The organism is Pseudomonas tolaasii NCPPB 2192, assembly GCF_002813445.1.
Lineage (GTDB): Bacteria > Pseudomonadota > Gammaproteobacteria > Pseudomonadales > Pseudomonadaceae > Aquipseudomonas > Aquipseudomonas tolaasii.
Map to the genome: position 1 here is coordinate 2,358,208 of NZ_PHHD01000001.1, position 23,932 is coordinate 2,382,139.

Below are 23,932 nucleotides of genomic sequence, written 5' to 3' on the forward strand. Positions count from 1 at the left end.
CGATGATGTACGAGCTTCGGGTATTGAGTGGTTTGCATCAGGGCGCCGCGCTGCCGTTGTTCGGCGAGCAGTGGAGTATCGGCGCACATGCCGACGCAGACCTTTTGCTCAACGACACCGGCATTGCCGAGCATCATGCGCGGCTGCGACTCATCAATGGCGGCTGGTCGGTCCAGGCCGAGGCCGGGCTCATCCAAGGGGCGGACGGGCTGGTTCTGGCGCAAATCAGCGACCTGCCACCCAACACACCTTTTTCGATTGGCGTGGTGCGCCTGTGCGTCACGCTGGCCGACCAGCCCTGGCCGCAGGCGCCAGCCCCCCAGCCGTTAACGACGGCCGTCGAGAGCAAGGCGCCATTAACGCTGACGTTGTCGTCCATTTCGCCCGCACGGCACAAGCATTTGATCAGCCTGTTACTGGTGTGTGCGGTGATTCTCGTTGCCGTGGGTATGGCGTCCACCGGGGATCGCGAAGCGCAGGCATCGTTGATGCCGACGGCAGACCGCAAGCAAGCGTTGGCTTCGCCTTTCGAAGTGCGCCAACAGTTGCTGAAAATGTTGGGTGAGCGCGAGTTGGGCCAGAAGGTCAGCTTGCTGGTGGTCAACGGCCAGATCGTGCTCGACGGCGAAGTGCCTCAGGACGACGTGGAACTGGTGGCGCGCATGCTCAACCGGTTTGGCGAGCAGTTCGACACGGTCGTGCCGGTGCTTAGCCGTGTGCGGGCCAGTGACGGCACGCTGCCGTTCAAAATTTTGCAGATCGTCGGCGGGCCGAATGGCCATGTGGTGCTTGAAACCGGCAGCCGGCTGTTTGTGGGGGATGAAGTGGAGGGTGTGCGCCTGGTGCTGATCGACAACAACAAGGTGGTGTTCGACGGCGCGCAACGCTATGAGGTGCGCTGGTGAACGATAACCTGCAGGAACGTCTGGACGCCTGGCAGCAGCAACAGTCCCTGGCCTTGACCCGCTTTACGCCCGTGACCCAGCGCGGCCGCATTCAACGCGTCAACGGCATGCTGCTGCAATGCCGGTTGCCCGAGGCGCGCATTGGCGATTTGTGCCGGGTGGAGAAAACCCCGGGCGACAACATGCTCGCCGAGATCATCGGGTTCGATCAGCAGGATGCGGTGCTCAGTGCCTTGGGCAACCTGGAAGGCGTGCGCGTGGGCGCCGCCGTCGAGAGGTTGGGTGTGCCGCATCGGGTGAGGGTAGGGGATGACTTGCTCGGCCAGGTGCTGGACGGTTTTGGCCGGCCGATTGCGGGAGAAGGCCACGGTGCGTTTGTCGAGAGCGACAGCGCCGACGCCAGCACGGTGCTGTGCGAAGCGCCGTTGCCCACGGAGCGGCCGAGGATCAGCCGCGCCCTTGCAACCGGTGTGCGTTCGATCGATGGCCTGCTGACCCTGGGCGAGGGGCAGCGCGTCGGGCTGTTTGCAGGTGCCGGGTGCGGCAAGACCACCTTGCTCGCGGAAATCGCCCGTAACGTCGAGTGCGATGTGATCGTGTTCGGTTTGATCGGCGAACGGGGCCGTGAGCTGCGCGAGTTTCTGGACCATGAGCTCGATGACTCGTTGCGCGCCAAAGCCGTGCTGGTGTGCGCGACCTCCGACCGCTCCAGCATGGAGCGCGCCCGGGCGGCCTTTACGGCGACGGCCCTGGCGGAAGGTTTTCGGCGCAAGGGCAAGCGCGTGTTGCTGCTGATCGACTCCCTGACCCGGTTTGCCAGGGCCCAGCGTGAAATCGGCCTGGCTGCGGGCGAGCCGCTGGGGCGCGGTGGCTTGCCGCCGTCGGTCTACAGCCTGTTGCCGCGGCTGGTTGAACGCGCCGGGCTGACCCGCGACGGGGTGATCACGGCGATCTACACCGTGCTGATCGAACAGGACTCCATGAGCGACCCGGTGGCCGATGAAGTGCGGTCGCTGCTCGACGGCCACATCGTGTTGTCACGCAAGCTGGCCGAGCGCGGGCATTACCCGGCGGTCGATGTGCTCGCCAGCCTTTCCCGGATTTTGAGCAACGTCGCCGAGCCTGAGCACATTCATGCAGGCACGGCGTTGCGACGTTTGCTGTCGGCTTATCAGCAGATCGAGCTGATGCTGAAGCTGGGCGAGTACCAGCCGGGCAGTGATGCCTTGACGGACATGGCGGTGGACAGCCGCCAGGCGGTCGATGGCTTCCTGCGCCAGGACTTGCGCGAGCCCACGCCCATGACGGCCACCCTTGAGCAACTGACGGAGCTGACCGCCTATGTCCCATTCTGATTCGCTGCCGGGTGAAATCGAAACCTTGCGGCGTTTGCGCAGGCACCGTGCCGACCGCGCCGAGCGAGCATTGCGTGAGGCAAAAAGAACCCAGCAAACCCTGCTCGCGAATATCCGTCAGGCGCAGGACACGCTGGAGCAAACCCGGCTGGAAGAGGCGCAGCAAAGTGCGCAATTACTCAATCAGCATCAGGGCCAGGTACTGACCTTTCAAGCGCTGAAATCCTGGAGCGCCCAGGAGCAAACGTTGACGGCCAGCACGCGGCGTGAAGAAGGCCAATTACACGCACTGCATGAGCAGCGTGAGCAACAGGAAATTGAAATTGGCACCGCCCAGAAACAGGTGACCTTGTGCCTGCGCCAAGTCGAGAAGCTTCAGGAATTGTCCATTTTGCTGGCTCAGGAGCCGACATGACGAAGGTATCTGGCAGCCCGCCCAAACGCCCGCGTACGCGTGAACCACGCAGCGATTCTGCACGGGCCAATCCGTCGGTGGTGCCGTGGGAGCATGCCCGTGTCTTTGCCCAACTGTTTGACGGCAGTGGTGACGGCGCCGGCAGTGGCGCGTCCCTGACGGCGAGTAAGGCCTCAGCTCACATCGCCATGATCCAGGCGTTGACCGAGCAATTGGTGCCGCGGATTTTGGGCGCTTCGCAGTGGCCATTGGTGGCGGTGTTGTACGTGCCGCGTCTGGGGCGGATCAATACGCGTGTACGCCGCGAGCAGGGAGAGTGGAGCGTGGAACTGGCTGCGGAGGAAGAGTCAACCGCGCAATGGCTCGGCGGTGTGCGGCAACGTTTTCAGGACGGCCTCACACAGAGTCTGGGGGCACCTGTCAGCGTAAGCCTGGCCAATACGGGCTTGGCATGATGGCGTCGTTGCTGACTTTGCCAACGCTCAAGGAGGAGGCGGTTGCGGCCCGCCGTCACCTGGGGCGCGGTTTACGCATGGCGTTTCAGGTGGCCGCAGAACAGGGAGAGCTGCTGCTTGAGCCCGGCCCTGACCCGGTCGGCGTCACACCCATGTGCTTTGAAACGGCACGCGGCGTCCTGGCCTTCTCCGACCCGGGGCCCTTGTTCAGCTTGTTGGGCGAGTGCCCCGTGACGTTGGCACACGCCGACAACGATCCGCACTCCTGGGTCTGGGACCTGTTCCTGCACCATCTCAGCCCGCAGGTGCGCGGGCTCTTGGGTTACGTACGACTGCTGGCAACGGATCGCCCTTCGAGCTTTGGCTGCAGCCTGACGGTGACCTTGGGCGGGGCGAGGGCCGTGAGCTATCTGTGGCTGGCCCCCGAGAGCTTTCTCGCCCTGTGTGAGGCGGGCCGGTGGCGACCTGTCGCCGGGTCACTGCCCGCGGTGTTTCAGGTGGCGGTTGCTGTTGCGCTTGGGCGTTTGCAGTTGCCCGTCACGCAGGTAAACCGTGTGGCGCAAGGCGATGTGCTGATGTTTGAGCAGAGTTTTTTCCAGGCCGGGGGCGACGGCTATGTACAGGCAGGCAGGCAACGCCTGCACGGGCGTATTGACGATGAATCCGGGCTGTTGCGCCTGACCCTAACTTCTATTGAGGACACCGGTGTGGATGAAGATTTTGCAGAGCCCAATTACCTTGGGCAGAACGACCATGAACCGGTGGAGGACGTATTCGGTCATGAGCCGTTCGATGAGTTGAGCATGGCACTCCATGTGCGCTGCGGCACCCTGAACCTGACGCTTGGGGAATTGCGCAATCTGGCCCCCGGCGCGGTGCTGGGTATCTCCGGGTACGCGCCTGGCATGGCCGGGCTCTATTACGGCGACCGCCCCATTGGCCAGGGGCAGTTGGTCGAAGTGTACGGGCGACTCGGCCTGCAACTGACCCGAGTGATGTTTTCCCGATGAGTTTCCAGGGCGTAGATCCTCTCGTTCTCGCGCTGCTCCTTGGGGCAATGTCGTTGATGCCGATGTTGCTGATTGTGTGCACCGCGTTTCTGAAAATCGTGATTGTGCTGATGATTACGCGCAACGCCATTGGTGTGCAGCAAGTTCCGCCGAGCATGGCGATCAACGCTATCGCGCTGGCGGCGACGCTGTTCATCATGGCGCCGGTGGGCTATGAAATCGCCGAGGTCGTCAAGGTCACGCCGCTCAACCTGGCCAATGTACAGACCATGCAGCAGACCGGGCTGGAAGCGATAAAGCCGCTGCGCACGTTCATGCTTCGCAACGTGGACCCGGATGTGCTGACCCATCTTCTGGAAAACACCACTCGCATGTGGCCGGCGCAGATGGCACAGGAAGTTCAGCGCGAAGACCTCATTCTGCTGATTCCGGCGTTTGTGCTGTCGCAGTTGCAGTCAGGGTTCGAGATCGGGTTTCTGATCTATATCCCGTTCGTCGTGATCGACCTGATTGTCTCCAACCTGCTCCTGGCGCTGGGCATGCAAATGGTCTCGCCGATGACCATTTCCCTGCCCCTCAAATTGCTGCTGTTCGTGCTCGTCTCCGGCTGGTCACGGTTACTCGACAGCCTGTTCCTTTCTTATCTCTGAGCGCCCTATGGACCCGATCGTGCTGTTCAAACAGGGCATGTTGCTGGTGGTTGTGCTGTCGGCGCCGCCGCTTATCGTGGCGGTGATCGTCGGCGTGCTGACCTCGCTGGTGCAGGCCCTGATGCAGATCCAGGACCAGACCTTGCCGTTTGGTATCAAGCTGGTGGCGGTGGGTATCACCCTGGCGGTGACCGGACGCTGGATCGGGGTGGAACTGATCCAGCTGATCAACCTGACCTTTGACATGATCGCCCGCTCGGCGCTGAACTGAGGTCCTGCCTGTGTTGCTATACCTTGAATACTTGCCCGGCTTGCTGCTGGGCATGGCGCGTATTTATCCGTGCGCGTTGCTGGTGGCGGCATTCTGTTTTCAACACATCCGCGGTATGACCCGGCACACGATTATCATGGTGCTGGCATTGATGCCCGCGCCCGGTATCCATGCGGCGCTGCTCGGCACTGAGTACTCCGCCCTCGCGCTTGCCGGGTTGATGCTCAAGGAAGTCGCCCTGGGGTTTTTGCTGGGCGTGCTGTTGTCGATGCCGTTCTGGATGTTCGAAGCGGTGGGCGCTCTGCTGGACAACCAGCGTGGCGCCCTGGCCGGCGGCCAGCTCAACCCCTCGCTGGGCCCGGACGCGACCCCCATCGGCCATCTCTTCAAGGAACTGGCGATCTTTCTGTTGATGGTCACGCTGGGGCTGGGAGCGCTGACCCAGGTGATCTGGGACAGCTACCAGATTTGGCCGCCTACGGCCTGGTTCCCCGTGGTGGGGCCCAATGGGTTCAGTACGTTCATCGGGCTGCTGGGCGATACCTTCACGCACATGATGCTCTACGCGGCGCCCTTCATCGCGGTGCTGCTGTTGTTGGAGTTCGGCATTGCGCTGCTTGGGCTCTACAGCCCGCAGTTGCAGGTGAGCACGTTGGCTCCGCCGGTCAAATGCCTGGCGGGCATCGGTATTTTGATCCTGTACTTTTCATTGCTGCAGGATTTGATCGTGGGGCGCATGGTGCTCTTGGGCGACCTCAAACACGCGTTGGGTTTGATGTTCAAGGTGCCGGCACCATGAGCGATTCAGGTGAAAAAAAGCACCCGGCGAGTGCCAAGAAGCTGCGCGACCAGCGCAAGAAGGGGCAGGTCGCCCAGAGCCAGGACGTCCCAAAGTTATTGGTGCTGACGGCCCTGAGCGAGATTGCGCTGTTCACCGCCGACAGCAGCATGCAACGCTTCGGGCAATTGATGGTGTTGCCGATGTCGCGATTCGACCAGCCGTTTGTTCGCGCGTTGGAAGAAGTGCTGATGGAAGCGCTGGTGGTGTTTTTCTCGTTCGCCCTGCTGATGGTTGCAGTCGCCATTGCGATCAAGCTGATCAGCAGCTGGATGCAGTTCGGGCTGCTGTTTGCCCCGGAAACCCTGAAGCTGGATTTCAACCGGCTCAACCCGCTCAACCAGGCCAAGCAGATGTTCTCCAAGCAGTCCTTGATGAACCTGTTGATGGGCATCGTCAAGGCGGTGCTGCTGAGCGTGATTCTGTACGTGGTGATCGGCCCGTCGTTGAGTGCGTTGATCAACCTGGCCAACAGCGACCTGCAGAGTTACATCCTGGCGCTGATCACCTTGTTTCGCCATTTGCTGCATGCGTGCCTGGGGGTATTGCTGGTACTGGCGCTGATTGACCTGGCGATGCAGAAGTATTTCTTTGCCCAGCGCATGCGCATGACTCAGGTCGAGGTGGTCAAGGAATACAAGGACATGGAGGGCGACCCCCACGTCAAGGGACAGCGGCGCCAACTGGCGCAGCAACTGGCTCAGGAAGAACCGAAGGTCAAGCTGCCCAAGCTTGAGGAGGCCGACATGCTGGTGGTCAACCCGACGCACTTTGCCGTCGCCTTGTATTACCGACCGGGTGAAACGCCACTGCCGTTGCTGGTCGACAAGGGCACGGATGCCGATGCGCGAAAATTGATTGCGCGGGCCAAGGCTGCCGATGTGCCGGTGATCCAGTGTGTGTGGCTGGCGCGTACGCTGTATGAGAAAAAGCTGGGGGCGAGTATTCCTCGCGAGACCTTGCAGGCCGTGGCGGTGATCTACCGTGTCCTGCGTGAGCTGGATGATGAAGCCAAGCGCGAAACCCTGGAATTGCCGGAACTTGAGCAGCGCTGATCAGCGAAGCAGGCGTTCGTCGAAGGCGTGTAGATCGGCAAGCGACAGTATTCGGCTGAGTGTGCGCTCGAGCACGCTGCGTTGGCTGGGCAGGTGGTGCCAGATAACCAGTGCACCCTGAGTATCGAGGTAGGCAAAGCAGCCGTCGAATGCCACGGCCTGTTCAAAACGCCGTTCCAGCACACGCTGCAACTGCCCGGGGCGCAATGCCTCGCGGGCGATCTGTACGCATAGACCCTGGCGTGCGCCTGCGTTTTTCACGCACAGCTGGATGCCCGGGCAGAGCTGCTGGTGAGCGGCTTCGCCGTCCACCAGCCTGTCCAGGAATGCCTGGCGATTCACGTTATTACCCGGCAACCCAGCGTCCTCAGCGTTCCAGTGAAATCGTTTGATGGTCCGCGCGCTCCGCGCTCGGGCCGGCATCCACCCGCATGTGGGGTGGCCACCAGACCACCAGCTTGTCAGCGCTCGATTGCGGGCGAGAGCATGAGTCGCCTTTGCAGGTTGCGGTGCAGCCGGCAAGAAGCAATACCGCGCCGAGCAGAAGGGGGTACATCACTGTTTTCATGGGGTGGTCTTCTTGAGGGGAGTGATGAGAGACGGGCGCGTCACGCCGATGTGTTCATCTTTCACGACGGGGCGCATGGCGATGAATACTTCCGCCTCTTCCCCGGGTTTGAGCCAGGCGCGTGGCCACACGCTGACCGCCAGGGTCTGCGAGTTGCTGCACTCTTTTTCATCGATGCGAACATTGCGTTTGATCGTGTTGCGCAGCACCACGACCGCCACGTTGAACTGTGAGCCTTCATACCATTGGCTGCGTTCGGTGTTGAGTGCCAGCACGTCGCGTGTGGTGCACAGGGTGTTTAACGCCAGGGGCATCGGCCCGGCCTTGAAGCCATCAGGTACTTGCCCACTGACAAGACGTGCCAGCGTGCCGGTGATGTCGCTGCGTTTGATTTCCGGCGAGTGAGGGGCCAGGCGACGTGCCAGGGGTTTGAGGGCCGCCTGCAATTCAGCCTGGTCCTCCTGGGGCAAATAGCGTGAAGGGTCGGCCTGATCACCGATAACGCGCGGCGTAATGATGAACAACCGTTCGCGCCGGCTGTTCTGCCGTTCAGCCGAGGAGAACAGCGCCTTGCCCAGCAGTGGAATGTCCCCCAGCAGCGGCACCTTGGTTCGCTTGTCGGTGTTGTTGGTGACGTGGAACCCACCGACGACCAGTGAGCGTTTTTCCGCCATGACCGCTTGGGTGCTGACCTTGCCCCGGCGCACATCCAGGTCGCGGAATGAGGGCGTGGCGTCGTCAAAATTACCGTCCTCAATGTCTACCACCAGGTTGATCTGGTGGCTGCCGCGGCTGGTGATAACCCTGGGCACCACTTGAAAGCTGGTGCCCACAGTGACAGGCAAGATGGTCGCGTTTTCTGTGCCGGCTTCCAGATACCGGGTGCGGTTGAAGTCGATGACGGCCGGCTGGTTTTCAAGGGTGAGCACCGACGGGTTGGAGACCAGCGTCGCCAGGCCGCGGGCTTCCAGGGCGCGTACGGCTGCGATGAAACCGTCGCGGTTGGCGATGAGCAACTGGGATGTGGCGCCGGGGGCGACGCTGGCGCCGCGAAACCGACTGTTTTGAAACCCCCAGGTGACGCCGAACTCGTTCAACTGCGTGCGTTCGATATCGAGAATGATGGCGTCGATCTCTACCAGTTTTCGCGCCACGTCGAGTTGAGTAATCAACTCGCGGTACATCGTTTGGCGCTCGGGCAGGTCGTAAATCAGAATCGCGTTATTGCGAACATCGGCCTCGACCCTGATTCGGCTGGTGCCCACTGGCGCGCGCGGGGTCAGCGTTGCGCCGGTTGCCAACTGCCCTGAGGCTGCCGAGGCCCCTGTTATCTGGTCCAGCAGTGGGTTGCCCAACCGCGGCAGGTTGGGCGTGGCCAGGGTGGTTTGTGACTGCGCAGCGGACGATCGGCTCGCGCTTGAGGGCTCGGAGGCGCTACGGGGTTCGAGTAAACCGCGCAGCATGCTGGCGATGCCGGGGATGGTCAGCTTTTCGCCGCGGTAATCCACGACGCGGTCGGCCGCATTGGCGAATTTCAGCGGGAAGGTCAATACGTTCTGCTTTTCATCCGGCGTACGACGCTGGCTGCTGAACTGCTTGATCTGTTCGATATAGCGCTTGGGGCCTGAGATCAGCACGACGCCGTCTTCAGGCAATTCGCCCCAACCAAAACGGCTGTCGAGCAGGCCGATATCAGTCAGGGCCTGCTTGAGGTCGGAGAGGGTCTCGGGGGAGACCTCCAGGCGTGCCGACTCCTGCTGATCCAGGGTGCTGATATACAGCGTGTTGTTGTACAGATACCACTGGAAGCGGTGCTCTACGCCAAGCCTGTCGAGCATTGATTGCGGGGTGTTGGCGCGTATCTTGCCATTCACGACGCCTTCCAGCAGGCCTTCGACCTGAAGCTGAATGCCAAAGGTCTGGGCGAAATCTTCCAGGACTTCTCGCAGCGGCTTGTACTGGGCTTCATAGGCGTAAGCGGTATTTTTCCATTCCGATGGAATCGCCGCCTGTGTGGCCCCCCATGGCAGCAATAACCACGGCAGCGCCAGCAGGGATCGCCAACCCGCTCGGCGGTGGATGTCAGCAGGCGAGCCCGCGCGCAAGCGAGTCTGCCTGTGGTTTTCGTTATACATAGAGGTTTCTCGGATTAGTAAGGCTGCGGGCTCAGGAGCCTGGGAATGGACGTGTGGGCGGGTTTTGTCAGGCGTACAGCCATGGCTCGCCAACTGTCCCGTTGGTTAAGCAGTGACTCCAGCTCCGCCAGCAATTGCTCATGGCTGCTACTCGGCGACAGGGTTTGCAGCAACCAGAGCGCGCCATCTTCGGGTGCAATGGCGAGCGCTCCTTTAAAGTGGTTCAGGCTGCTGTACCCCAGGCGCATCCAGGTATGCAGGTGTGAAGGGCTGGGGGGGGGGGCTCAGTCAGTTGGGCGCCGAGCACAAAGGCGGCGGCTTGACGTTGCAGAGAGATCTTGCTGTTGTCCTCATACAACGTGAGCTGGGTCTGTGTGCCCTGCGCCCAACGAATAACCCGCTCGCTCACATCAGCCTCGCAGACTGTCGATGGCCGTTTTGATAATGAGATGGTTGGCACGGTCATGTTCAAACAGCGCATTGTGGGCGTTGTGCAATTTGTAATAGGACTCATAAAAGGCGCGTATGTCGCCTGACGCGATGTCCGGGTCATTGAGCATCGAGTCATATTGGCTTTTGGTGGTTTTTACATCGCCCACTATCTGTTTTCTCAACGTGGCGTATTCAGTCATGGCAATTACTCCGGCTGTGTTCGACCTGGGTGGTCAGTGAGGGGGCATCAGTTCCAAAGTGTTTCTGTTATTCAACGGTTCCTGGGCGGTTGCCACTCATAAACATCCGGGGCGGATGGGGCATCGGGTACGGCATGTTTTTGTTGCGTCAGCAATAAGCTGAACATTGAAGCCCAGTCGATACGGAAATCGCCTTCATCGGTTTTGAGCACCAGGGTCTGTGGACGGATCGTGTCGTCGGAGCGAAGCATCCACAGGGTGGCGTGGGGAGGCGCAAGGAGTGACTCCAGGGCGTTCAACTCATCGGGATGGCAGAGCAGGGTCGCTTCAACAGGGGGCAACTGGCTCGCCAACAGTTGTTTAAGCATGACCGTCAACCGTTGCTGGTCGGGTACCTCGCCGAGCAGATAACGGATCACATTATTCGTGACGGTGGTCGCGTACTGTTCCAGCGCGTGGCTCATCGACTGGCGCTCACGCTCCCAGCGGTCGAGTTGAGCCTCGGCGCGTCGCCAGAACGCCACGCTCGCCTCTTCAAGCAGGGCTTCACGCTGCTGTTCGGCCTGATGCAAGTGCTCCTCGGCCTGGGCTTTTGCGCGCTCCAATAATGAGCTGGCCTGGTTGCTGTCTTCGAGCATCTGGCGCGGAATGAGCGTGTGTGGCACCGAGGATGGCGAGGTGTGTAATTCAAGTTTTCGACGGCATAACATCGTCTGTATCCAGGTTGTTTGAATCGGTGGGCGCGCCGTTGGCCGGAAGTGTTGTGATACGCCACACCACCGCTTGCCAGAGCGTGTCGAGCCGAATGTGCGTGTCATGGAAGAAACGCTCATTCTTTTCCAGGTCAAGCACCCGCTGGCGCGCAAAGCGCAACCTCAGACGTTGCCAGGTAGCGGGTTCGACCCATAGGCGCAGCAGGTGTAATGCGGCATCGTCATAAAGTGGCAGGGTGTTGGGGGGAAGGGCTTTCGAGAAGCGCCTGCACCAGAGTTGCTCGTCTTCAGGCAGAAAGCTTGCTGCAGTGTTGTGGCTGATGTAGTCAACGAGTGTCAGCGCCCGGTCAAGTGCTTGCTCTGATACCTGAGTCAGCCGCAGTACGGTAGTACTGAGCGGCGGAGCCAGGCAGGGCGATATGCCAAGCATGGCACTGGCCGATACGTGGTGGCTGCGATACAGCGTCTCTGGCGAGAAACGGCCCCAATCCGCGTGTGCGGTTAGCCAGGGGAAAGCCCACCATCGTGCCCAAGCCAAAGCGTCATTCATGCGGCGAAGGGCGAACGGACGGCGATAAGGGAACGGCGGGTTCTGCACTGAGCCCAGCGTGTGAACGTCGCTGTTTGCGCTTTTGCCAGAACACTGCGAAGGCAACTGCCCCCGCGATCAACGCGAGCAGCAACACCACCATGGCGTTACGCCAATAAACGAACTGGTTCTCGGGCATCAGGAACGGCCCGAAGTGGGTCAGGGGGCGTTGTTCCTGAAGCGCAGTTGCAGGGACAAATACCACCGTCAGTTTTTGTGAGTTGTCTACCGCCGTGGCCATCCCCGGAATACTGCTGGCCACCATTCTGCGTACCCGGCCACGAATGTTGTCGGGCTCAAGGCGCGGGTCGTGCTTGATGAAGACAGATGCGGATGCAGGCTGTACAGGTTCGCCGGGCGCTATGCGCTCGGGTAGCACCACATGCACTCGGGCGACGATGACGCCGTCTATTTTGGACAGGGTGGCCTCAAGTTCCTGAGACAGCGCATAAATGTAACGGGCTCGTTCTTCGAGAGGCGTGGAAATGACGCCTTCCTTGCGGAAGGTATCGCCCATGGTGGCGCGTTTGGGTTTGGGAAGCCCTACTGCATCCAGCACACGTACAGCACCGCCGATATCGGCGGCGTCCACACGAACAATCACGCCATCCTTGGCTGGTACTTTTTGCGCACGGATATGCTTGTCCGCCAGTTCTGCGATGATTTCATTGGCTTCTTGCTCCGAGAGTTGGCGATGAAGCTCGACACTGTCGCTGCAGCCGGTCAGCAAACAAACCAACGTCAAGAGGAAGGCGCTGAGCAAGGGACGAGTCATGATTACCTACTGCAGGTTGGAGATCTTTTCGACGCACTGAATCACTGAGCCACAGCTTTTTACCAATACCTGTGTCGTCAACAGGGCGTTGGAGATCATGAGTGGATAGTCGCCTTTGGCTTTTTCATCCTTCCCTGTACTTAACGCCCGCATACTTTTAGCCATACGCTTTTTCGACAGGTCCAGTTGCTCTGACGCCATCGTTAAAATGTTTGCCAGCTGTGCTTGATTTGGACCGGTTGTAGATGTATTGCCAGCGGACAATGCCGTGACAAAAAAATCGATGTCTGCCGTCCTCCCGGCGGTGTCATGTTCATTGGCGCTGCGTGTAGAGGAAAAGGAAGTCGACTTTTTCTGAAGGTCTATTTGCATGGTAAGTCCCTCTATAGGGAATGGCCTCTTCCATTGAAAACAGAAGAGGCCATCGTGTTAGCGTGCGGTGCCGTAAGCGTCTTTAAGACCTTGGCCAAAAGTAACTTTGCGTTTTACTTCGGCTGTCTCGATAGAGTCCTTGACTTGCTGTTCACCGATGGCGCGCAGCTGTGCTACGGAGTCATTGGCCCCCGAATTGCCGGAACCCAGAGAATTAAAGAGGTTGCTGAGACCGCCGAGGCCGCTTATACCAGACATAGGGTTACTCCCATTAAGTTGATGATCTGAAACCGTTGTTTTCTGATCCGCACCCCGTACTTGAGGAGTACGTAAAAGAGCACCAAGCCATCTCAAGGCTGAAATAACTTTTTGCATATATTGCGTGGTCAATGGCGAGAGGGTGGTTCCAGATTCTGTTTGCTGCGTTGTTTCTAATTGTATCGAGGGTTTTACTCTTGTAACTTTGCGCCGTGAGATGAAGCAAGGGGTATCGCCAACTGTTTCATTCGATAATAAAGCGTGCGTTTGGCAACGCCCAATTCCAGGCTGACCGCGTCCACGCTATAGTCGTGACGGTGCAGCGAGTCTTCAATTAATGACTTTTCTATTTGTTGCAGGCGCTCCTTCAGGCCTTTGTCTTCCTGTGTCAGCAGGGGCGCTTGTTTTGGAAGAGGGGTCAAGCCCAATACAAAGCGTTTGGCGGTAGAGCGCAGCTCGCGCACGTTGCCCTGCCAGGGGTGGCACAGCAACTCCTGCAGCAGGGCGCTGGAGGGTTGTGGAGCAGGGCACTTGAAGTAATCCGCTTCCTGGCGAACCATGCTCAAGAACATCGGTGTGATGCGCTCACGCCTGTTGCGCAGGGCGGGTAATCCGATATTCACGACGCTCAGGCGAAAGTACAGATCACGCCGGAAGGTGCCTTGCTCGACCATTTCATGCAAGGACTGCTGGGCGGACGCGATGACGCGCATATCCACCGCAATGAAGCGGGTCGACCCCAGGCGCTCCACACCCCGGGCTTCCAGTACTCGCAATAGCTTGGCTTGCAGTGAGAGCGGCATGCTGTCGATTTCATCCAGGTACAACGTGCCAAGGTGAGCCGTTTCAATAACGCCTGCCCGGGACTGCACCGCACCGGTATAGGCGCCGCTGTTGACGCCGAAGAGCTGACTCTCTGCGAGGCTTTCCGGGATGGCGGCACAATTGACCGCCACGAAGTTGCCCCGCCGACCGGACATGCGATGGATTCGTTGCGCCAAGGTGTCCTTGCCGGTACCCGTTTCCCCCAGGAGCAGAATGTCGACATTGAGTGCTGCTGTGGCGTTGAGTGTGTTTTCGATTTCCCTGTCTTCAATCAGCGGGACATCGGAATCACTTTCCTGCGGGTAGGCGGCCGACATTTTTCAATGACTTCACTGTAGTGGAACGTTATTTTGCGGGGTTGAAGTACGGCGCAATTTAACCACGCCGTCACGGCTGTTTAAGTAAGAAAACTCCTGGATTTATTGAGGGTTTTCGCATGTTTTAATGATAAAAAATAACGCTCAAAGCCCTGACCTACTGCGTAGGACTAAACCTGAAATTCCAGGGATTAGTGAGTGATTAATATTGCAGGCAAATTCGTCTATTGGCATTCAACAGTGGCTGGCTTTAAAAACAGCGCCCACAAAAAAGCCGATGCAGTGCATCGGCTTTTTATCGTGGCGGTCAATACCGCGGGCGGCATTTACACGTTGAAGCGGAAGTGCATCACGTCGCCATCCTTGACGATGTAGTCCTTGCCTTCCAGGCGCCATTTACCGGCTTCCTTGGTACCGGCTTCGCCCTTGTACTGGATGAAGTCGTTGTAGGCGATCACTTCGGCGCGGATGAAGCCTTTTTCGAAGTCAGTGTGGATCACGCCAGCGGCCTGTGGCGCGGTGGCGCCGACCTTGACGGTCCAGGCACGGACTTCTTCAACGCCGGCGGTGAAGTAGGTCTGCAGGTTGAGCATTTCGTAGCCGGCGCGGATCACACGGTTCAAGCCAGGCTCTTCCAGGCCCAGGGCCTCGAGGAACATGTCTTTTTCTTCGCCGTCATCGAGCTCGGCGATTTCCGCTTCGATCTTGTTGCACACCGGTACAACCATGGCGCCTTCTTCCTCGGCAATGGCCTTGACCACGTCGAGCAGCGGGTTGTTCTCGAAGCCGTCTTCAGCGACGTTGGCGATGTACATCACAGGCTTGGTGGTCAGCAGGTGGAAGCCCTTGATCACTGCCTTTTCGTCGGCGCCCATGTTCTTCATCAGGCTGCGCGCAGGCTTGCCCTCGGTGAAGTGGGCGATCAATTGCTCCAGCAGGCCTTTCTGGACTACAGCGTCCTTGTCACCGCCTTTGGCGTTGCGCGCGACTTTCTGCAGTTGTTTCTCGCAACTGTCGAGGTCGGCGAAGATCAGTTCCAGGTCGATGATTTCGATATCGCGTTTCGGGTCGACGCTGTTGGAGACGTGAATCACGTTCTCGTCTTCAAAGCAGCGGACCACGTGGGCGATAGCATCGGTTTCACGGATGTTGGCCAGGAACTTGTTGCCCAGACCTTCACCTTTCGAGGCGCCGGCAACCAGGCCTGCGATGTCGACGAATTCCATGGTGGTCGGCAGAATGCGCTTTGGATTGACGATGGCCGCCAGGGCTTCCAGGCGCGGGTCCGGCATCGGCACGATGCCGCTGTTAGGCTCGATGGTGCAGAAGGGGAAGTTCTCCGCCGCAATACCGGATTTGGTCAGCGCGTTGAACAGGGTGGATTTGCCGACGTTGGGCAGGCCGACGATGCCGCAATTGAATCCCATGGTGTTTCCCCTCGGTAAGAGTCAGGCCTTCTGGCTGTGCAGGTTTTTCATCGCGCGGTTCCATTCACCGGCGAAGATATCCGGCAGCACGCCGAGGGCAAAGTCGATGCTGGCATCGAGTTTTTCCTGTTCGGCGCGTGGCGCACGACCCAGGACGAAATTTGAAACCATACTGGCAACGCCTGGGTGGCCAATGCCGAGCCGCAGACGGTAGAAATTATTCTGATTGCCCAACTGCGCGATGATGTCGCGCAGGCCATTATGACCCCCATGCCCGCCGCCCAGCTTGAGCTTGGCAACGCCGGGTGGCAGGTCCAGTTCGTCATGGGCCACCAGGATTTCCTCGGGTTTGATTCGGAAGAAATTCGCAAGCGCCGCCACGGCCTGGCCGCTGCGGTTCATGTAGGTGGTGGGAATCAGCAGACGAACATCCTGACCCTGGTGCGAGAAGCGCCCGGTCAGGCCGAAATATTTGCGATCGGCCACAAGGCTCACACCTTGCGCGTGGGCGATACGCTCAACAAAAAGGGCCCCCGCGTTATGCCGGGTCTGTTCGTATTCGGCGCCTGGATTTCCCAGGCCAACGATCAGTTTAATGGCAGTCACGACAGGGGCCCTTCCTTTGGAGTTGTGGATAACATCGCCTGACCTTGGTGCGGCGAAAGTGGACAACAGTAGCTCATTTACTCAAGAGTAAACGCCGCGTTATCGCCCGCTTTCTCGCTACGTTCCGGTCCGCGATGTTTCCTCAAGCTCCGGCCATACAGAGTGAATTACTCTGCAGCGCCTTCTTCAGCTTCTGGAGCAACGCGTGGAGCGTGTACGTTTGCAACAGCTTTGTCATCACCGTGAGCCAGCGCAACAAACTCAACGCCTTTAGGGGCTTTGAGGTCGGACAGGTGAACGATCGCGCCGATTTCCAGAGCCGACAGGTCGACTTCGATGAACTCAGGCAGGTCTTTCGGCAGGCAGGTCACTTCGATTTCGTTCAGAACGTGCGAGATCTCGCCGCCTTTCTTGACCGGAGCTTCTTCACCAACAAAGTGCACAGGCACGATAGCGGTCAGTTTCTGGCCAGCAACAACGCGCACGAAGTCAGCGTGCATGATGAATTGCTTGGACGGGTGGCGCTGCATCGCTTTAACGATGACGTTTTGCTTGGTGCCGTCGACGTTCAGTTCGATAACGTGGCTGTAGGCAGCTTCGTTTTCGAACAGCTTGGCGATTTCCTTGGCCAGGATGGTTACGGATTCAGCAGGCTTGTTGCCACCGTAAACCACGGCAGGGATGTTGGCGGCGTGACGCAGGCGGCGGCTCGCACCTTTCCCCAGGTCAGTACGCGCTTGGGCGTTCAGAGTAAAGTCAGTCATTTTGTATCTCCAAAATAGCCATCATCGAGCGGCGTTTGCGACCAGCGCCGGCCTCGACATGGGCAAAAAAGCCCCGCCCCAACAGAATGTCGGGGCGGGGCGCTTTTCGTCAGTGGGGTGTTCCGAAGGTTTGACCCTTAACGGAACATCGCGCTGATCGATTCTTCATTGCTGATGCGGCGAACCGCTTCGGCAACTACCGGTGCGATATCCAGTTGACGGATACGCGAACAGGCTTGAGCGGCGGCGGACAACGGGATGGTGTTGGTCACCACCAGTTCGTCCAGCACGGAATTCTCGATGTTCTCGATCGCACGGCCAGACAGCACAGGGTGTGTGCAGTAGGCGAAAACTTTTGCAGCACCGTGCTCTTTCAAGGCTTTTGCCGCGTGGCACAGGGTGCCGGCGGTGTCGACCATGTCATCAACCAGAATACAGGTACGCCCTTCGACATCACCGATGATATGCATCACTTCAGAGTGATTGGCTTTTTCACGGCGTTTGTCGATGATCCCGAGGTCCACGCCCAGGGATTTGGCAACAGCACGTGCACGCACGACGCCGCCAATGTCCGGGGACACGATCATCAGGTTTTCAAAGCGCTGGTCTTCGATGTCGTCCACCAATACGGGCGAACCGTAGATGTTATCTACCGGAATATCGAAGAAACCCTGGATTTGGTCAGCGTGCAGGTCAACCGTGAGAACACGGTCGATACCTACCACGGTCAGCATGTCAGCAACGACTTTCGCGCTGATGGCCACACGTGCGGAACGCGGACGGCGATCCTGACGGGCATAACCAAAGTAAGGAATTACAGCTGTGATTCGAGTCGCTGAGGAGCGGCGGAAGGCATCAGCCATCACGACGAGTTCCATCAGGTTATCGTTGGTCGGAGCGCAAGTCGGCTGAATAATGAAGACGTCTTTACCGCGAACGTTTTCATTGATCTCGGCTGTAATTTCGCCGTCGGAGAATTTACCGACAGAGATGTCACCGAGAGGGATATGCAGCTGACGTACGACACGTCGAGCCAGATCGGGGTTAGCATTCCCCGTAAAGACCATCATCTTGGACACGCGCAGTACCTAGAGGCTGAGGGTAACCTGGATGAGTATTAGAAAATGGCAGGGGCGGCTGGATTCGAACCAACGCATGGCAGGATCAAAACCTGCTGCCTTACCGCTTGGCGACGCCCCTGTATCTGTTGCAACGAGTGCCTAACACTCGGTTCCTTTTAGAGCAGACTTTGCAGCTTGCGATGCAACATCGAAACGTTGCTTCCCTTTGCTACAAACCCTGTAAGGGTCTCTGTAAGAAGGGCCGAGACTTTATCAGCTTCAGCTTTGCTTGGGAAGCCCCCAAACACACAACTTCCAGTTCCGGTTAATTTTGCTTCGGTAAATTTACCTAGCAAATTCAAAGCGTTACGTACCTCTGGATAACGCTTTGCTACAACCGGTAAGCAGTCATTTCGACTGTTTCCCTTGGGAACGGGGCGCACTTTAATGGGAGGAGAGTTACGTGTCAACAGTGGATCTGAAAAAATTTCTGCTGTACTTACAGATACTTGCGGAACAAGCACGACATACCACGGCTCTTCGGGGTATTCCGGGCTGAGTTTCTCGCCCACGCCCTCGGCGAAAGCCGCGTGGCCGCGCACGAAAACCGGCACGTCGGCGCCCAGCGTCAGGCCCAGTGCGGCCAGGTGATCGTGGTCCCAGCCCAGCTGCCACAGGTGATTCAGACCCAGCAATGTGGTCGCGGCATTCGAGCTGCCGCCGCCGATGCCACCGCCCATGGGCAGGATTTTATCGATCCAGATATCAATCCCGAGCGAGCTGCCGGATTGCTCTTGCAGTTTTTTCGCAGCCTTCACGATCAGATTGCTGTCGTGGGGCACGCCTTCGAATTCGGTGTGCAGCTTGATTACGCCATCGTCGCGTACGGCGAAGGTGAGCTCATCGCCGTAGTCGAGAAATTGAAACAGCGTCTGCAACTCGTGGTACCCGTCTTCGCGGCGCCCCAGAATGTGCAGCATCAAATTGAGTTTGGCGGGGGAGGGCAGGGTCAGTTTTTGTACGGACACGTTATTGCCCCAACTTGCGCGGTTGCCAGTCCTTGATCACCAGCGTTACATCCAGGTCGGTGCCGTGCAGCTTGATGCGTTCGGGCAGCCAGTAACCGTTTTGTTCGACGTAGCTGAGGTACTCGACCTGCCAACCGTCCTGCTCCAGGGTGGCCAGGCGGCTGTCGCCATTAAGGCTCAGACGACTTTTGCTGTCAGGTGCGGGCAAACCGCGTACCCACCAGACCAAATGAGAGACGGGCAGTTTCCAGCCCATCTGCTGTTCCAGCAATTCTTCCGGCGACGCCGCTTCATAGCGCCCCTGATTGGCCACTTCCAGGCTCACTTGCCCCGGGCGACCAGTCAGGCGTGCCGCGCCGCGTCCCAACGGGCCGGACAGGCGAATGTCGTAATAGTCCTGGCGCTGCAGCCAGAACAGCGTGCCGCTGCCCGAATCCTTCGGCGCGCGAACCCCTACCTTGCCTTCGATCTGCCAGCCGTCGATGCTGCTGAGTTGATCCTTGTGCTGTTTCCATTGCGCCGGGTTGCCCTGGCCCTCAACGGATTCGCGGCTGCCTATGCCCGCGCAACCGGCGAGCAGGGCGATGAAACTGAAAACGATAACGTGGCGCAAGAACATAAGTTTAAAGGGTCTCGGATCCGGTCAGGCGCTTGATGGTGCCGCGCAGGATGGGGCTTTCGGGTTGTTCCTTGAGGAATTTTTCCCAGATTTGTCGCGCTTCGCGCTGCTTGCCATTGGCCCACAGCACTTCGCCCAAGTGGGCAGCGACTTCCTGGTCGGGGAAGCGCTCCAGCGCTTGTCGCAGCAAACGTTCGGCCTCGTCGAGGTTGCCCAGGCGGTAATTCACCCAGCCCAGGCTGTCGAGAACAGCCGGGTCTTCCGGATTCAACTTGTGGGCTTGCTCGATCAGGACCTTGGCTTCGGCGTAACGCGTCGTGCGGTCGGACAAGGTGTAACCCAGGGCGTTCAGCGCCATGGCATTGTCCGGGTCACGCTTGATGATCAGGCGCAGGTCTTTTTCCATCTGTGCCAGGTCATTGCGTTTTTCCGCCTGCATGGCGCGGGTGTACAGCAGGTTCAAGTCGTCGGGGTATTGCAGCAAGGCTTGTTGCAGCAGTTTCCAGGCGCGCTCGCCCTGCTTGTTGGCCGACAGCGTTTCGGCCTGGATCAGGTACAGCTGGATCGCGTAATCGGGCTCGGCATCGCGGGCGGCGGCCAGGCGTTTTTCCGCCTCGTCGGTGCGGCCGTTGCTCATCAAAATATCGGCCTGGCGCAATTGGGCCGGCAGATAGTCATTGCCGGGGCCGACCTGGGCGTATTCGAGCAAAGCCGCCTGCGGGTCATTGCGCTCCTCGGCGATACGGCCGAGGTTCAGGTGCGCCGAGTCCACATGGCTCTCACGCTGGATAAGTTCTTCCAGATAACCCTTGGCCTCGTCCCAGGCCTTGGCTTCCAGGCACACCAGCGCCAGGGAGTAGCGCAGTTCATCGTCGTCCGGGTATTGCTGGACCAGGTTGGCGAACTGCACTTTGGCGTCCTCCATGCGGTCCTGCTCCACCAGCGTGCGCGCATAGGTCAGGCGCAGGCGCTTGTCTTCCGGGTACTTTTTGATGCTTTTTTCCAGCAACGGAATCGCTTCCTTGCCGCGGTTGAGGTTCTGCAGCAAGCGTGCACGCAGCAGGATCGGCGCGATCTCGCCATCTTCCGGCGGGTTTTGTTCCAGCAGCTTGAGTGCGGCGTCGGCCTCGTCATCCTGTTGCAGCAACAATGCCTTGCCGAAAATAAGCTGGCTGTTTTTTGGGTGTTTTTGCAGCAAACGGTCGAAACTCTTCATCAAACCGTTGCGCGTGTCCTGGTCAGTGTCGGCGGCCGACAGCGCGAGGAAGTCGAAATGCGTGTCACCCTTGCCCTGCAGGACTTTCTCCATATAGACCATGGAGTCGTCATAGCGCCCGGCACGTGCCAGTTGGACGGCGGCGGCGCGTTGCGCTTCCAGATCGTCCGGCGCGTTTTTCGCCCAGATCAGCGACGTGTCCAGCGCAGCCTGGTCGGCGCCCAGGTATTCGGCGATGCGAAACGCCCGCTCCGAAATGCCCGGGTCCTGAGTGTTGATGGCCTGGGTCACGTAGTTATCCAGGGCAATGTCAAAACGATTGCGCTGGCCGGCGAGTTCCGCAGTCAGCAGGCTGTAGATCGTTTCTTCCTTGAACGAGGAATAAACCTTGGGCTTTTCAGGGGCGGGGGTGCTGTCTTCGACCGGCGGCGTACCGTCCGGCGACACGGGTGCCAAGGCCTGGCAGCCGCTGAGGAAGACAAAAGCAAGGAGCAACGCGGAAGATCTATTCATATAGGAAGAGGACGACTAACCTGCGGTCGGATCATCATGACACAAGCCTTCGGCCAAACATAACCGAGTCTCAGTGGATGCCTTAATAGACACAAGGCATTAGGACAATAGCCTACGGTGGTTGTTCTGAATCATTCGAAGTAGGACAATTGTCGGCTTCCCGACATCATCAGCGATATTGAATGGCCTTCCTCGCACTCGGTATTAACCACAAGACTGCTACCGTAGACGTGCGCGAGCGCGTTGCGTTCACGCCGGAGCAGTTGGTTGAGGCCTTGCAGCAGCTCTGCCGGATCACCGACAGCCGCGAAGCTGCGATCCTTTCGACCTGCAATCGCAGCGAACTCTATATAGAGCAGGAACATCTTTCAGCCGATGTGGTGCTGCGCTGGCTGGCCGATTACCACCATTTGAGCCTCGACGACCTGCGCGCCAGTGCCTATGTGCACGAAGACGATGCGGCCGTTCGTCACATGATGCGTGTGGCCGCCGGCCTCGACTCGTTGGTATTGGGCGAGCCGCAGATTCTCGGCCAGATGAAATCCGCCTACGCCGTGGCGCGCGAGGCCGGTACGGTTGGGCCATTGCTGGGCCGCCTGTTCCAGGCCACCTTCAATTCCGCCAAGCAAGTGCGCACCGACACCGCCATCGGTGAAAACCCGGTGTCCGTGGCTTTTGCCGCCGTCAGCCTGGCCAAGCAGATTTTCAGCGACCTGCAGCGCAGCCAGGCCCTGCTGATTGGCGCCGGTGAGACCATCACCCTGGTTGCCCGCCACCTGCATGACCTGGGGGTGAAGCGTATTGTGGTGGCCAACCGAACGCTGGAGCGCGCGAGCATCCTCGCCGAGCAGTTTGGCGCCCACGCGGTGTTGTTGTCGGACATTCCGGCCGAACTGGTGCGCAGCGATATCGTCATCAGTTCGACTGCCAGCCAGTTGCCGATCCTGGGCAAGGGCGCGGTGGAAAGCGCGCTGAAGCTGCGCAAGCACAAGCCTATTTTCATGGTGGATATCGCCGTTCCCCGGGATATCGAGCCGGAAGTCGGCGAGTTGGACGACGTTTACCTCTATAGCGTCGACGACCTGCACGAAGTGGTCGCCGAAAACCTCAAGAGCCGCCAGGGCGCTGCCCAGGCCGCCGAGGAAATGGTCAGCACCGGCGCCGAAGATTTCATGGTGCGCCTGCGCGAGTTGGCGGCGGTGGACGTGCTCAAGGCCTATCGTCAGCAAGGCGAGCGCCTGCGCGACGAAGAATTGAGCAAGGCCCAGCGTTTGCTGGCCAACGGCAGCAGCGCCGAAGAGGTGTTGATGCAATTGGCCCGCGGCCTCACCAACAAATTGCTGCATGCCCCCAGTGTGCAGTTGAAAAAGCTTACAGCCGAAGGCCGCCTCGATGCGCTGGCCATGGCCCAGGAACTCTTTGCCCTCGGTGAGGGCGCGTCAGATAGCTCTTCGGATAAAAAACCGCAATGAAAGCGTCACTGCTCAATAAACTGGACGTGCTCCAGGACCGTTTCGAAGAACTGACCGCCTTGCTCGGCGACGGCGAGGTCATTTCCGATCAGACCAAATTCCGCGCCTATTCCAAGGAATACGCCGAAGTTGAGCCGGTTGTGGCCACCTACAAACACCTGCTCAAAGTGCAGGCCGACCTCGAAGGCGCCCAGGCGTTGCTCAAGGACAGCGACCCGGACATGCGTGAAATGGCCGTGGAAGAAGTCCGCGAAGCCAAGGAAAAGCTCGCCCAGCTGGAAGGCGACCTGCAGCGCATGCTGCTGCCCAAAGACCCGAACGATGGCCGCAACGTGTTCCTCGAAATCCGCGCCGGCACCGGCGGCGACGAGGCGGCGATTTTCTCCGGCGACCTGTTCCGCATGTATTCGCGTTACGCCGAACGTCGTGGCTGGCGTGTGGAGATTTTGTCCGAGAACGAAGGCGAGCATGGCGGCTATAAAGAAGTCATCGCGCGGGTCGAAGGCGACAACGTTTACGGCAAATTGAAGTTCGAGTCCGGTGCGCACCGCGTGCAGCGGGTTCCGGCGACGGAATCCCAGGGCCGCATCCACACTTCGGCGTGCACCGTGGCCGTGTTGCCCGAGCCGGATGAACAGGAAGCCATCGAGATCAACCCGGCGGACCTGCGTATCGACACCTACCGTTCGTCGGGCGCTGGCGGTCAGCACGTCAACAAGACCGACTCCGCGATCCGCATCACCCACTTGCCATCGGGCATCGTGGTGGAGTGCCAGGAAGAACGTTCCCAGCACAAGAACCGCGCGCGCGCCATGTCGTGGCTGTCGGCCAAGCTCAACGACCAGCAGACCAGCGCCGCCGCCAACGCAATTGCCAGCGAACGTAAATTGCTCGTGGGGTCGGGCGACCGCTCCGAACGCATTCGTACTTACAACTTTGCCCAGGGCCGGGTTACCGACCACAGGGTCAACCTCACCCTGTATTCCCTTGACGAGATTCTCGCCGGTGGCGTTGAAGCGGTGATCGAGCCGTTGCTCGCCGAATACCAGGCGGATCAGTTGGCGGCGATTGGTGAATAAACAGGTGAA

28 protein-coding genes and 1 tRNA gene are annotated in these 23,932 nt (G+C 59.3%); 11 read left to right on the forward strand and 18 right to left on the reverse strand.

The features are described from left to right. The first annotated feature begins 5 nt into the window (after nt 1–5). Genes ATI14_RS10830 through sctU form a run of 9 tightly spaced genes read left to right on the forward strand, consistent with a single transcriptional unit; the run spans nt 6 to nt 6,954 of the window. Complete coding sequence (locus ATI14_RS10830; protein ID WP_016971247.1) at nt 6–905, forward strand: FHA domain-containing protein; 900 nt, start codon at nt 6–8, stop codon at nt 903–905. After that, nucleotides 902–2,260: a FliI/YscN family ATPase gene (locus tag ATI14_RS10835; RefSeq protein ID WP_016971246.1), complete on the forward strand. Its 1,359-nt coding sequence runs from the start codon at nt 902–904 to the stop codon at nt 2,258–2,260. The genes ATI14_RS10830 and ATI14_RS10835 overlap by 4 nt, the downstream gene beginning before the upstream one ends. Beyond that, entirely contained in the window at nt 2,247–2,675 is a 429-nt protein-coding gene (gene sctO, locus ATI14_RS10840) for a type III secretion system stalk subunit SctO (protein WP_016971245.1), read from the forward strand. The genes ATI14_RS10835 and sctO overlap by 14 nt, the downstream gene beginning before the upstream one ends. Continuing rightward, the gene (locus ATI14_RS10845) at nt 2,672–3,130 is read left to right on the forward strand and encodes a type III secretion system HrpP C-terminal domain-containing protein (RefSeq protein WP_016971244.1); all 459 of its coding nucleotides are present in this window, start codon (nt 2,672–2,674) and stop codon (nt 3,128–3,130) included. The genes sctO and ATI14_RS10845 overlap by 4 nt, the downstream gene beginning before the upstream one ends. Then, nucleotides 3,127–4,140, forward strand: a complete 1,014-nt coding sequence (locus ATI14_RS10850; protein WP_016971243.1) for a FliM/FliN family flagellar motor switch protein — start codon at nt 3,127–3,129, stop codon at nt 4,138–4,140. The genes ATI14_RS10845 and ATI14_RS10850 overlap by 4 nt, the downstream gene beginning before the upstream one ends. After that, entirely contained in the window at nt 4,137–4,790 is a 654-nt protein-coding gene (sctR, locus tag ATI14_RS10855) for a type III secretion system export apparatus subunit SctR (RefSeq protein ID WP_016971242.1), read from the forward strand. Before ATI14_RS10850 ends, sctR begins: the two co-directional genes overlap by 4 nt. 7 nt (nt 4,791–4,797) lie before the next feature. Then, nucleotides 4,798–5,061 carry a type III secretion system export apparatus subunit SctS gene (sctS, locus tag ATI14_RS10860; protein WP_016971241.1) on the forward strand — a complete coding sequence of 88 codons (264 nt, stop codon included), beginning with the start codon at nt 4,798–4,800 and terminating at the stop codon, nt 5,059–5,061. A gap of 10 nt (nt 5,062–5,071) precedes the next feature. Then, nucleotides 5,072–5,860, forward strand: coding sequence for a type III secretion system export apparatus subunit SctT (gene sctT, locus ATI14_RS10865; protein WP_016971240.1), 789 nt, complete (start codon nt 5,072–5,074; stop codon nt 5,858–5,860). After that, the gene (gene sctU, locus ATI14_RS10870; RefSeq protein ID WP_080519805.1) at nt 5,857–6,954 is read left to right on the forward strand and encodes a type III secretion system export apparatus subunit SctU; all 1,098 of its coding nucleotides are present in this window, start codon (nt 5,857–5,859) and stop codon (nt 6,952–6,954) included. Before sctT ends, sctU begins: the two co-directional genes overlap by 4 nt. Here the strand turns inward: sctU and ATI14_RS10875 are convergent, their stop codons facing one another. The 18 genes from ATI14_RS10875 to ATI14_RS10965 all read right to left on the reverse strand — a co-directional run bounded on the left by ATI14_RS10875 (nt 6,955) and on the right by ATI14_RS10965 (nt 21,372). Continuing rightward, nucleotides 6,955–7,296, reverse strand: a complete 342-nt coding sequence (locus ATI14_RS10875; protein WP_016971238.1) for a hypothetical protein — start codon at nt 7,294–7,296, stop codon at nt 6,955–6,957. A gap of 25 nt (nt 7,297–7,321) precedes the next feature. Continuing rightward, nucleotides 7,322–7,522 (reverse strand): HrpT family type III secretion system protein, encoded by a 201-nt coding sequence (gene hrpT / locus ATI14_RS10880; protein ID WP_026083038.1) that lies wholly within the window; start codon nt 7,520–7,522, stop codon nt 7,322–7,324. Next, on the reverse strand, nt 7,519–9,657 hold the full coding sequence (gene sctC, locus ATI14_RS10885; protein WP_016971236.1) for a type III secretion system outer membrane ring subunit SctC: 2,139 nt from the start codon (nt 9,655–9,657) through the stop codon (nt 7,519–7,521). The genes hrpT and sctC overlap by 4 nt, the downstream gene beginning before the upstream one ends. 410 nt (nt 9,658–10,067) lie before the next feature. Continuing rightward, the gene (locus ATI14_RS10895; RefSeq protein WP_016971234.1) at nt 10,068–10,289 is read right to left on the reverse strand and encodes a hypothetical protein; all 222 of its coding nucleotides are present in this window, start codon (nt 10,287–10,289) and stop codon (nt 10,068–10,070) included. A gap of 71 nt (nt 10,290–10,360) precedes the next feature. Further along, a complete protein-coding gene (gene sctL / locus ATI14_RS10900) occupies nt 10,361–10,999 on the reverse strand; it encodes a type III secretion system stator protein SctL (protein WP_051032795.1) in 639 nt (212 codons plus the stop codon). Beyond that, nucleotides 10,977–11,552: a hypothetical protein gene (locus tag ATI14_RS31640; RefSeq protein WP_026083039.1), complete on the reverse strand. Its 576-nt coding sequence runs from the start codon at nt 11,550–11,552 to the stop codon at nt 10,977–10,979. Before ATI14_RS31640 ends, sctL begins: the two co-directional genes overlap by 23 nt. Next, nucleotides 11,545–12,366: a type III secretion system inner membrane ring lipoprotein SctJ gene (gene sctJ / locus ATI14_RS10910; protein WP_051032793.1), complete on the reverse strand. Its 822-nt coding sequence runs from the start codon at nt 12,364–12,366 to the stop codon at nt 11,545–11,547. The genes ATI14_RS31640 and sctJ overlap by 8 nt, the downstream gene beginning before the upstream one ends. A gap of 6 nt (nt 12,367–12,372) precedes the next feature. Next, the gene (locus ATI14_RS31645) at nt 12,373–12,738 is read right to left on the reverse strand and encodes a hypothetical protein (RefSeq protein WP_016971231.1); all 366 of its coding nucleotides are present in this window, start codon (nt 12,736–12,738) and stop codon (nt 12,373–12,375) included. A gap of 57 nt (nt 12,739–12,795) precedes the next feature. Continuing rightward, complete coding sequence (locus ATI14_RS31155; protein WP_130886730.1) at nt 12,796–13,113, reverse strand: hypothetical protein; 318 nt, start codon at nt 13,111–13,113, stop codon at nt 12,796–12,798. Between the two features lie 74 nt (nt 13,114–13,187). Continuing rightward, nucleotides 13,188–14,138, reverse strand: a complete 951-nt coding sequence (locus tag ATI14_RS10925; protein ID WP_016971229.1) for a sigma-54-dependent Fis family transcriptional regulator — start codon at nt 14,136–14,138, stop codon at nt 13,188–13,190. A gap of 326 nt (nt 14,139–14,464) precedes the next feature. Continuing rightward, nucleotides 14,465–15,565, reverse strand: a complete 1,101-nt coding sequence (gene ychF / locus ATI14_RS10930) for a redox-regulated ATPase YchF (RefSeq protein ID WP_016971228.1) — start codon at nt 15,563–15,565, stop codon at nt 14,465–14,467. Nucleotides 15,566–15,586: 21 nt separating this feature from the next. Next, complete coding sequence (pth, locus tag ATI14_RS10935; RefSeq protein ID WP_016971227.1) at nt 15,587–16,171, reverse strand: aminoacyl-tRNA hydrolase; 585 nt, start codon at nt 16,169–16,171, stop codon at nt 15,587–15,589. A gap of 167 nt (nt 16,172–16,338) precedes the next feature. After that, nucleotides 16,339–16,935, reverse strand: coding sequence for a 50S ribosomal protein L25/general stress protein Ctc (locus tag ATI14_RS10940; RefSeq protein ID WP_016971226.1), 597 nt, complete (start codon nt 16,933–16,935; stop codon nt 16,339–16,341). 137 nt (nt 16,936–17,072) lie between these two features. Further along, complete coding sequence (locus tag ATI14_RS10945) at nt 17,073–18,014, reverse strand: ribose-phosphate pyrophosphokinase (RefSeq protein WP_016971225.1); 942 nt, start codon at nt 18,012–18,014, stop codon at nt 17,073–17,075. A 46-nt stretch (nt 18,015–18,060) separates the two neighbouring features. Then, nucleotides 18,061–18,135, reverse strand: a tRNA-Gln gene (locus ATI14_RS10950). Nucleotides 18,136–18,172: 37 nt separating this feature from the next. Next, entirely contained in the window at nt 18,173–19,024 is an 852-nt protein-coding gene (gene ispE, locus ATI14_RS10955; RefSeq protein WP_016971224.1) for a 4-(cytidine 5'-diphospho)-2-C-methyl-D-erythritol kinase, read from the reverse strand. Between the two features lies 1 nt (nt 19,025). After that, on the reverse strand, nt 19,026–19,643 hold the full coding sequence (gene lolB, locus ATI14_RS10960; protein ID WP_016971223.1) for a lipoprotein insertase outer membrane protein LolB: 618 nt from the start codon (nt 19,641–19,643) through the stop codon (nt 19,026–19,028). 4 nt (nt 19,644–19,647) lie between these two features. Next, nucleotides 19,648–21,372 (reverse strand): tetratricopeptide repeat protein, encoded by a 1,725-nt coding sequence (locus ATI14_RS10965; protein WP_016971222.1) that lies wholly within the window; start codon nt 21,370–21,372, stop codon nt 19,648–19,650. A gap of 182 nt (nt 21,373–21,554) precedes the next feature. Here ATI14_RS10965 and hemA point away from each other — a divergent pair, with 182 nt between their 5' ends. Then, the gene (gene hemA, locus ATI14_RS10970) at nt 21,555–22,844 is read left to right on the forward strand and encodes a glutamyl-tRNA reductase (protein WP_016971221.1); all 1,290 of its coding nucleotides are present in this window, start codon (nt 21,555–21,557) and stop codon (nt 22,842–22,844) included. Next, nucleotides 22,841–23,923 (forward strand): peptide chain release factor 1, encoded by a 1,083-nt coding sequence (prfA, locus tag ATI14_RS10975; RefSeq protein WP_016971220.1) that lies wholly within the window; start codon nt 22,841–22,843, stop codon nt 23,921–23,923. The genes hemA and prfA overlap by 4 nt, the downstream gene beginning before the upstream one ends. Nucleotides 23,924–23,932 lie beyond the last annotated feature (9 nt).

Bases quoted from the DNA above. Each gene is read 5' to 3' on its own strand.
- ATI14_RS10830 (WP_016971247.1), top strand. From the start codon at position 6: ATGTACGAGCTTCGGGTATTGAGTGGTTTGCATCAGGGCGCCGCGCTG.
- sctO (WP_016971245.1), top strand. From the start codon at position 2,247: ATGTCCCATTCTGATTCGCTGCCGGGTGAAATCGAAACCTTGCGGCGT.
- ATI14_RS10845 (WP_016971244.1), top strand. From the start codon at position 2,672: ATGACGAAGGTATCTGGCAGCCCGCCCAAACGCCCGCGTACGCGTGAA.
- ATI14_RS10850 (WP_016971243.1), top strand. From the start codon at position 3,127: ATGATGGCGTCGTTGCTGACTTTGCCAACGCTCAAGGAGGAGGCGGTT.
- sctR (WP_016971242.1), top strand. From the start codon at position 4,137: ATGAGTTTCCAGGGCGTAGATCCTCTCGTTCTCGCGCTGCTCCTTGGG.
- sctS (WP_016971241.1), top strand. From the start codon at position 4,798: ATGGACCCGATCGTGCTGTTCAAACAGGGCATGTTGCTGGTGGTTGTG.
- sctU (WP_080519805.1), top strand. From the start codon at position 5,857: ATGAGCGATTCAGGTGAAAAAAAGCACCCGGCGAGTGCCAAGAAGCTG.
- hrpT (WP_026083038.1), bottom strand. From the start codon at position 7,522: ATGAAAACAGTGATGTACCCCCTTCTGCTCGGCGCGGTATTGCTTCTT.
- sctC (WP_016971236.1), bottom strand. From the start codon at position 9,657: ATGTATAACGAAAACCACAGGCAGACTCGCTTGCGCGCGGGCTCGCCT.
- ATI14_RS10895 (WP_016971234.1), bottom strand. From the start codon at position 10,289: ATGACTGAATACGCCACGTTGAGAAAACAGATAGTGGGCGATGTAAAA.
- sctL (WP_051032795.1), bottom strand. From the start codon at position 10,999: ATGTTATGCCGTCGAAAACTTGAATTACACACCTCGCCATCCTCGGTG.
- ATI14_RS31640 (WP_026083039.1), bottom strand. From the start codon at position 11,552: ATGAATGACGCTTTGGCTTGGGCACGATGGTGGGCTTTCCCCTGGCTA.
- sctJ (WP_051032793.1), bottom strand. From the start codon at position 12,366: ATGACTCGTCCCTTGCTCAGCGCCTTCCTCTTGACGTTGGTTTGTTTG.
- ATI14_RS31645 (WP_016971231.1), bottom strand. From the start codon at position 12,738: ATGCAAATAGACCTTCAGAAAAAGTCGACTTCCTTTTCCTCTACACGC.
- ATI14_RS31155 (WP_130886730.1), bottom strand. From the start codon at position 13,113: ATGCAAAAAGTTATTTCAGCCTTGAGATGGCTTGGTGCTCTTTTACGT.
- ATI14_RS10925 (WP_016971229.1), bottom strand. From the start codon at position 14,138: ATGTCGGCCGCCTACCCGCAGGAAAGTGATTCCGATGTCCCGCTGATT.
- ychF (WP_016971228.1), bottom strand. From the start codon at position 15,565: ATGGGATTCAATTGCGGCATCGTCGGCCTGCCCAACGTCGGCAAATCC.
- ATI14_RS10940 (WP_016971226.1), bottom strand. From the start codon at position 16,935: ATGACTGACTTTACTCTGAACGCCCAAGCGCGTACTGACCTGGGGAAA.
- lolB (WP_016971223.1), bottom strand. From the start codon at position 19,643: ATGTTCTTGCGCCACGTTATCGTTTTCAGTTTCATCGCCCTGCTCGCC.
- ATI14_RS10965 (WP_016971222.1), bottom strand. From the start codon at position 21,372: ATGAATAGATCTTCCGCGTTGCTCCTTGCTTTTGTCTTCCTCAGCGGC.
- hemA (WP_016971221.1), top strand. From the start codon at position 21,555: ATGGCCTTCCTCGCACTCGGTATTAACCACAAGACTGCTACCGTAGAC.
- prfA (WP_016971220.1), top strand. From the start codon at position 22,841: ATGAAAGCGTCACTGCTCAATAAACTGGACGTGCTCCAGGACCGTTTC.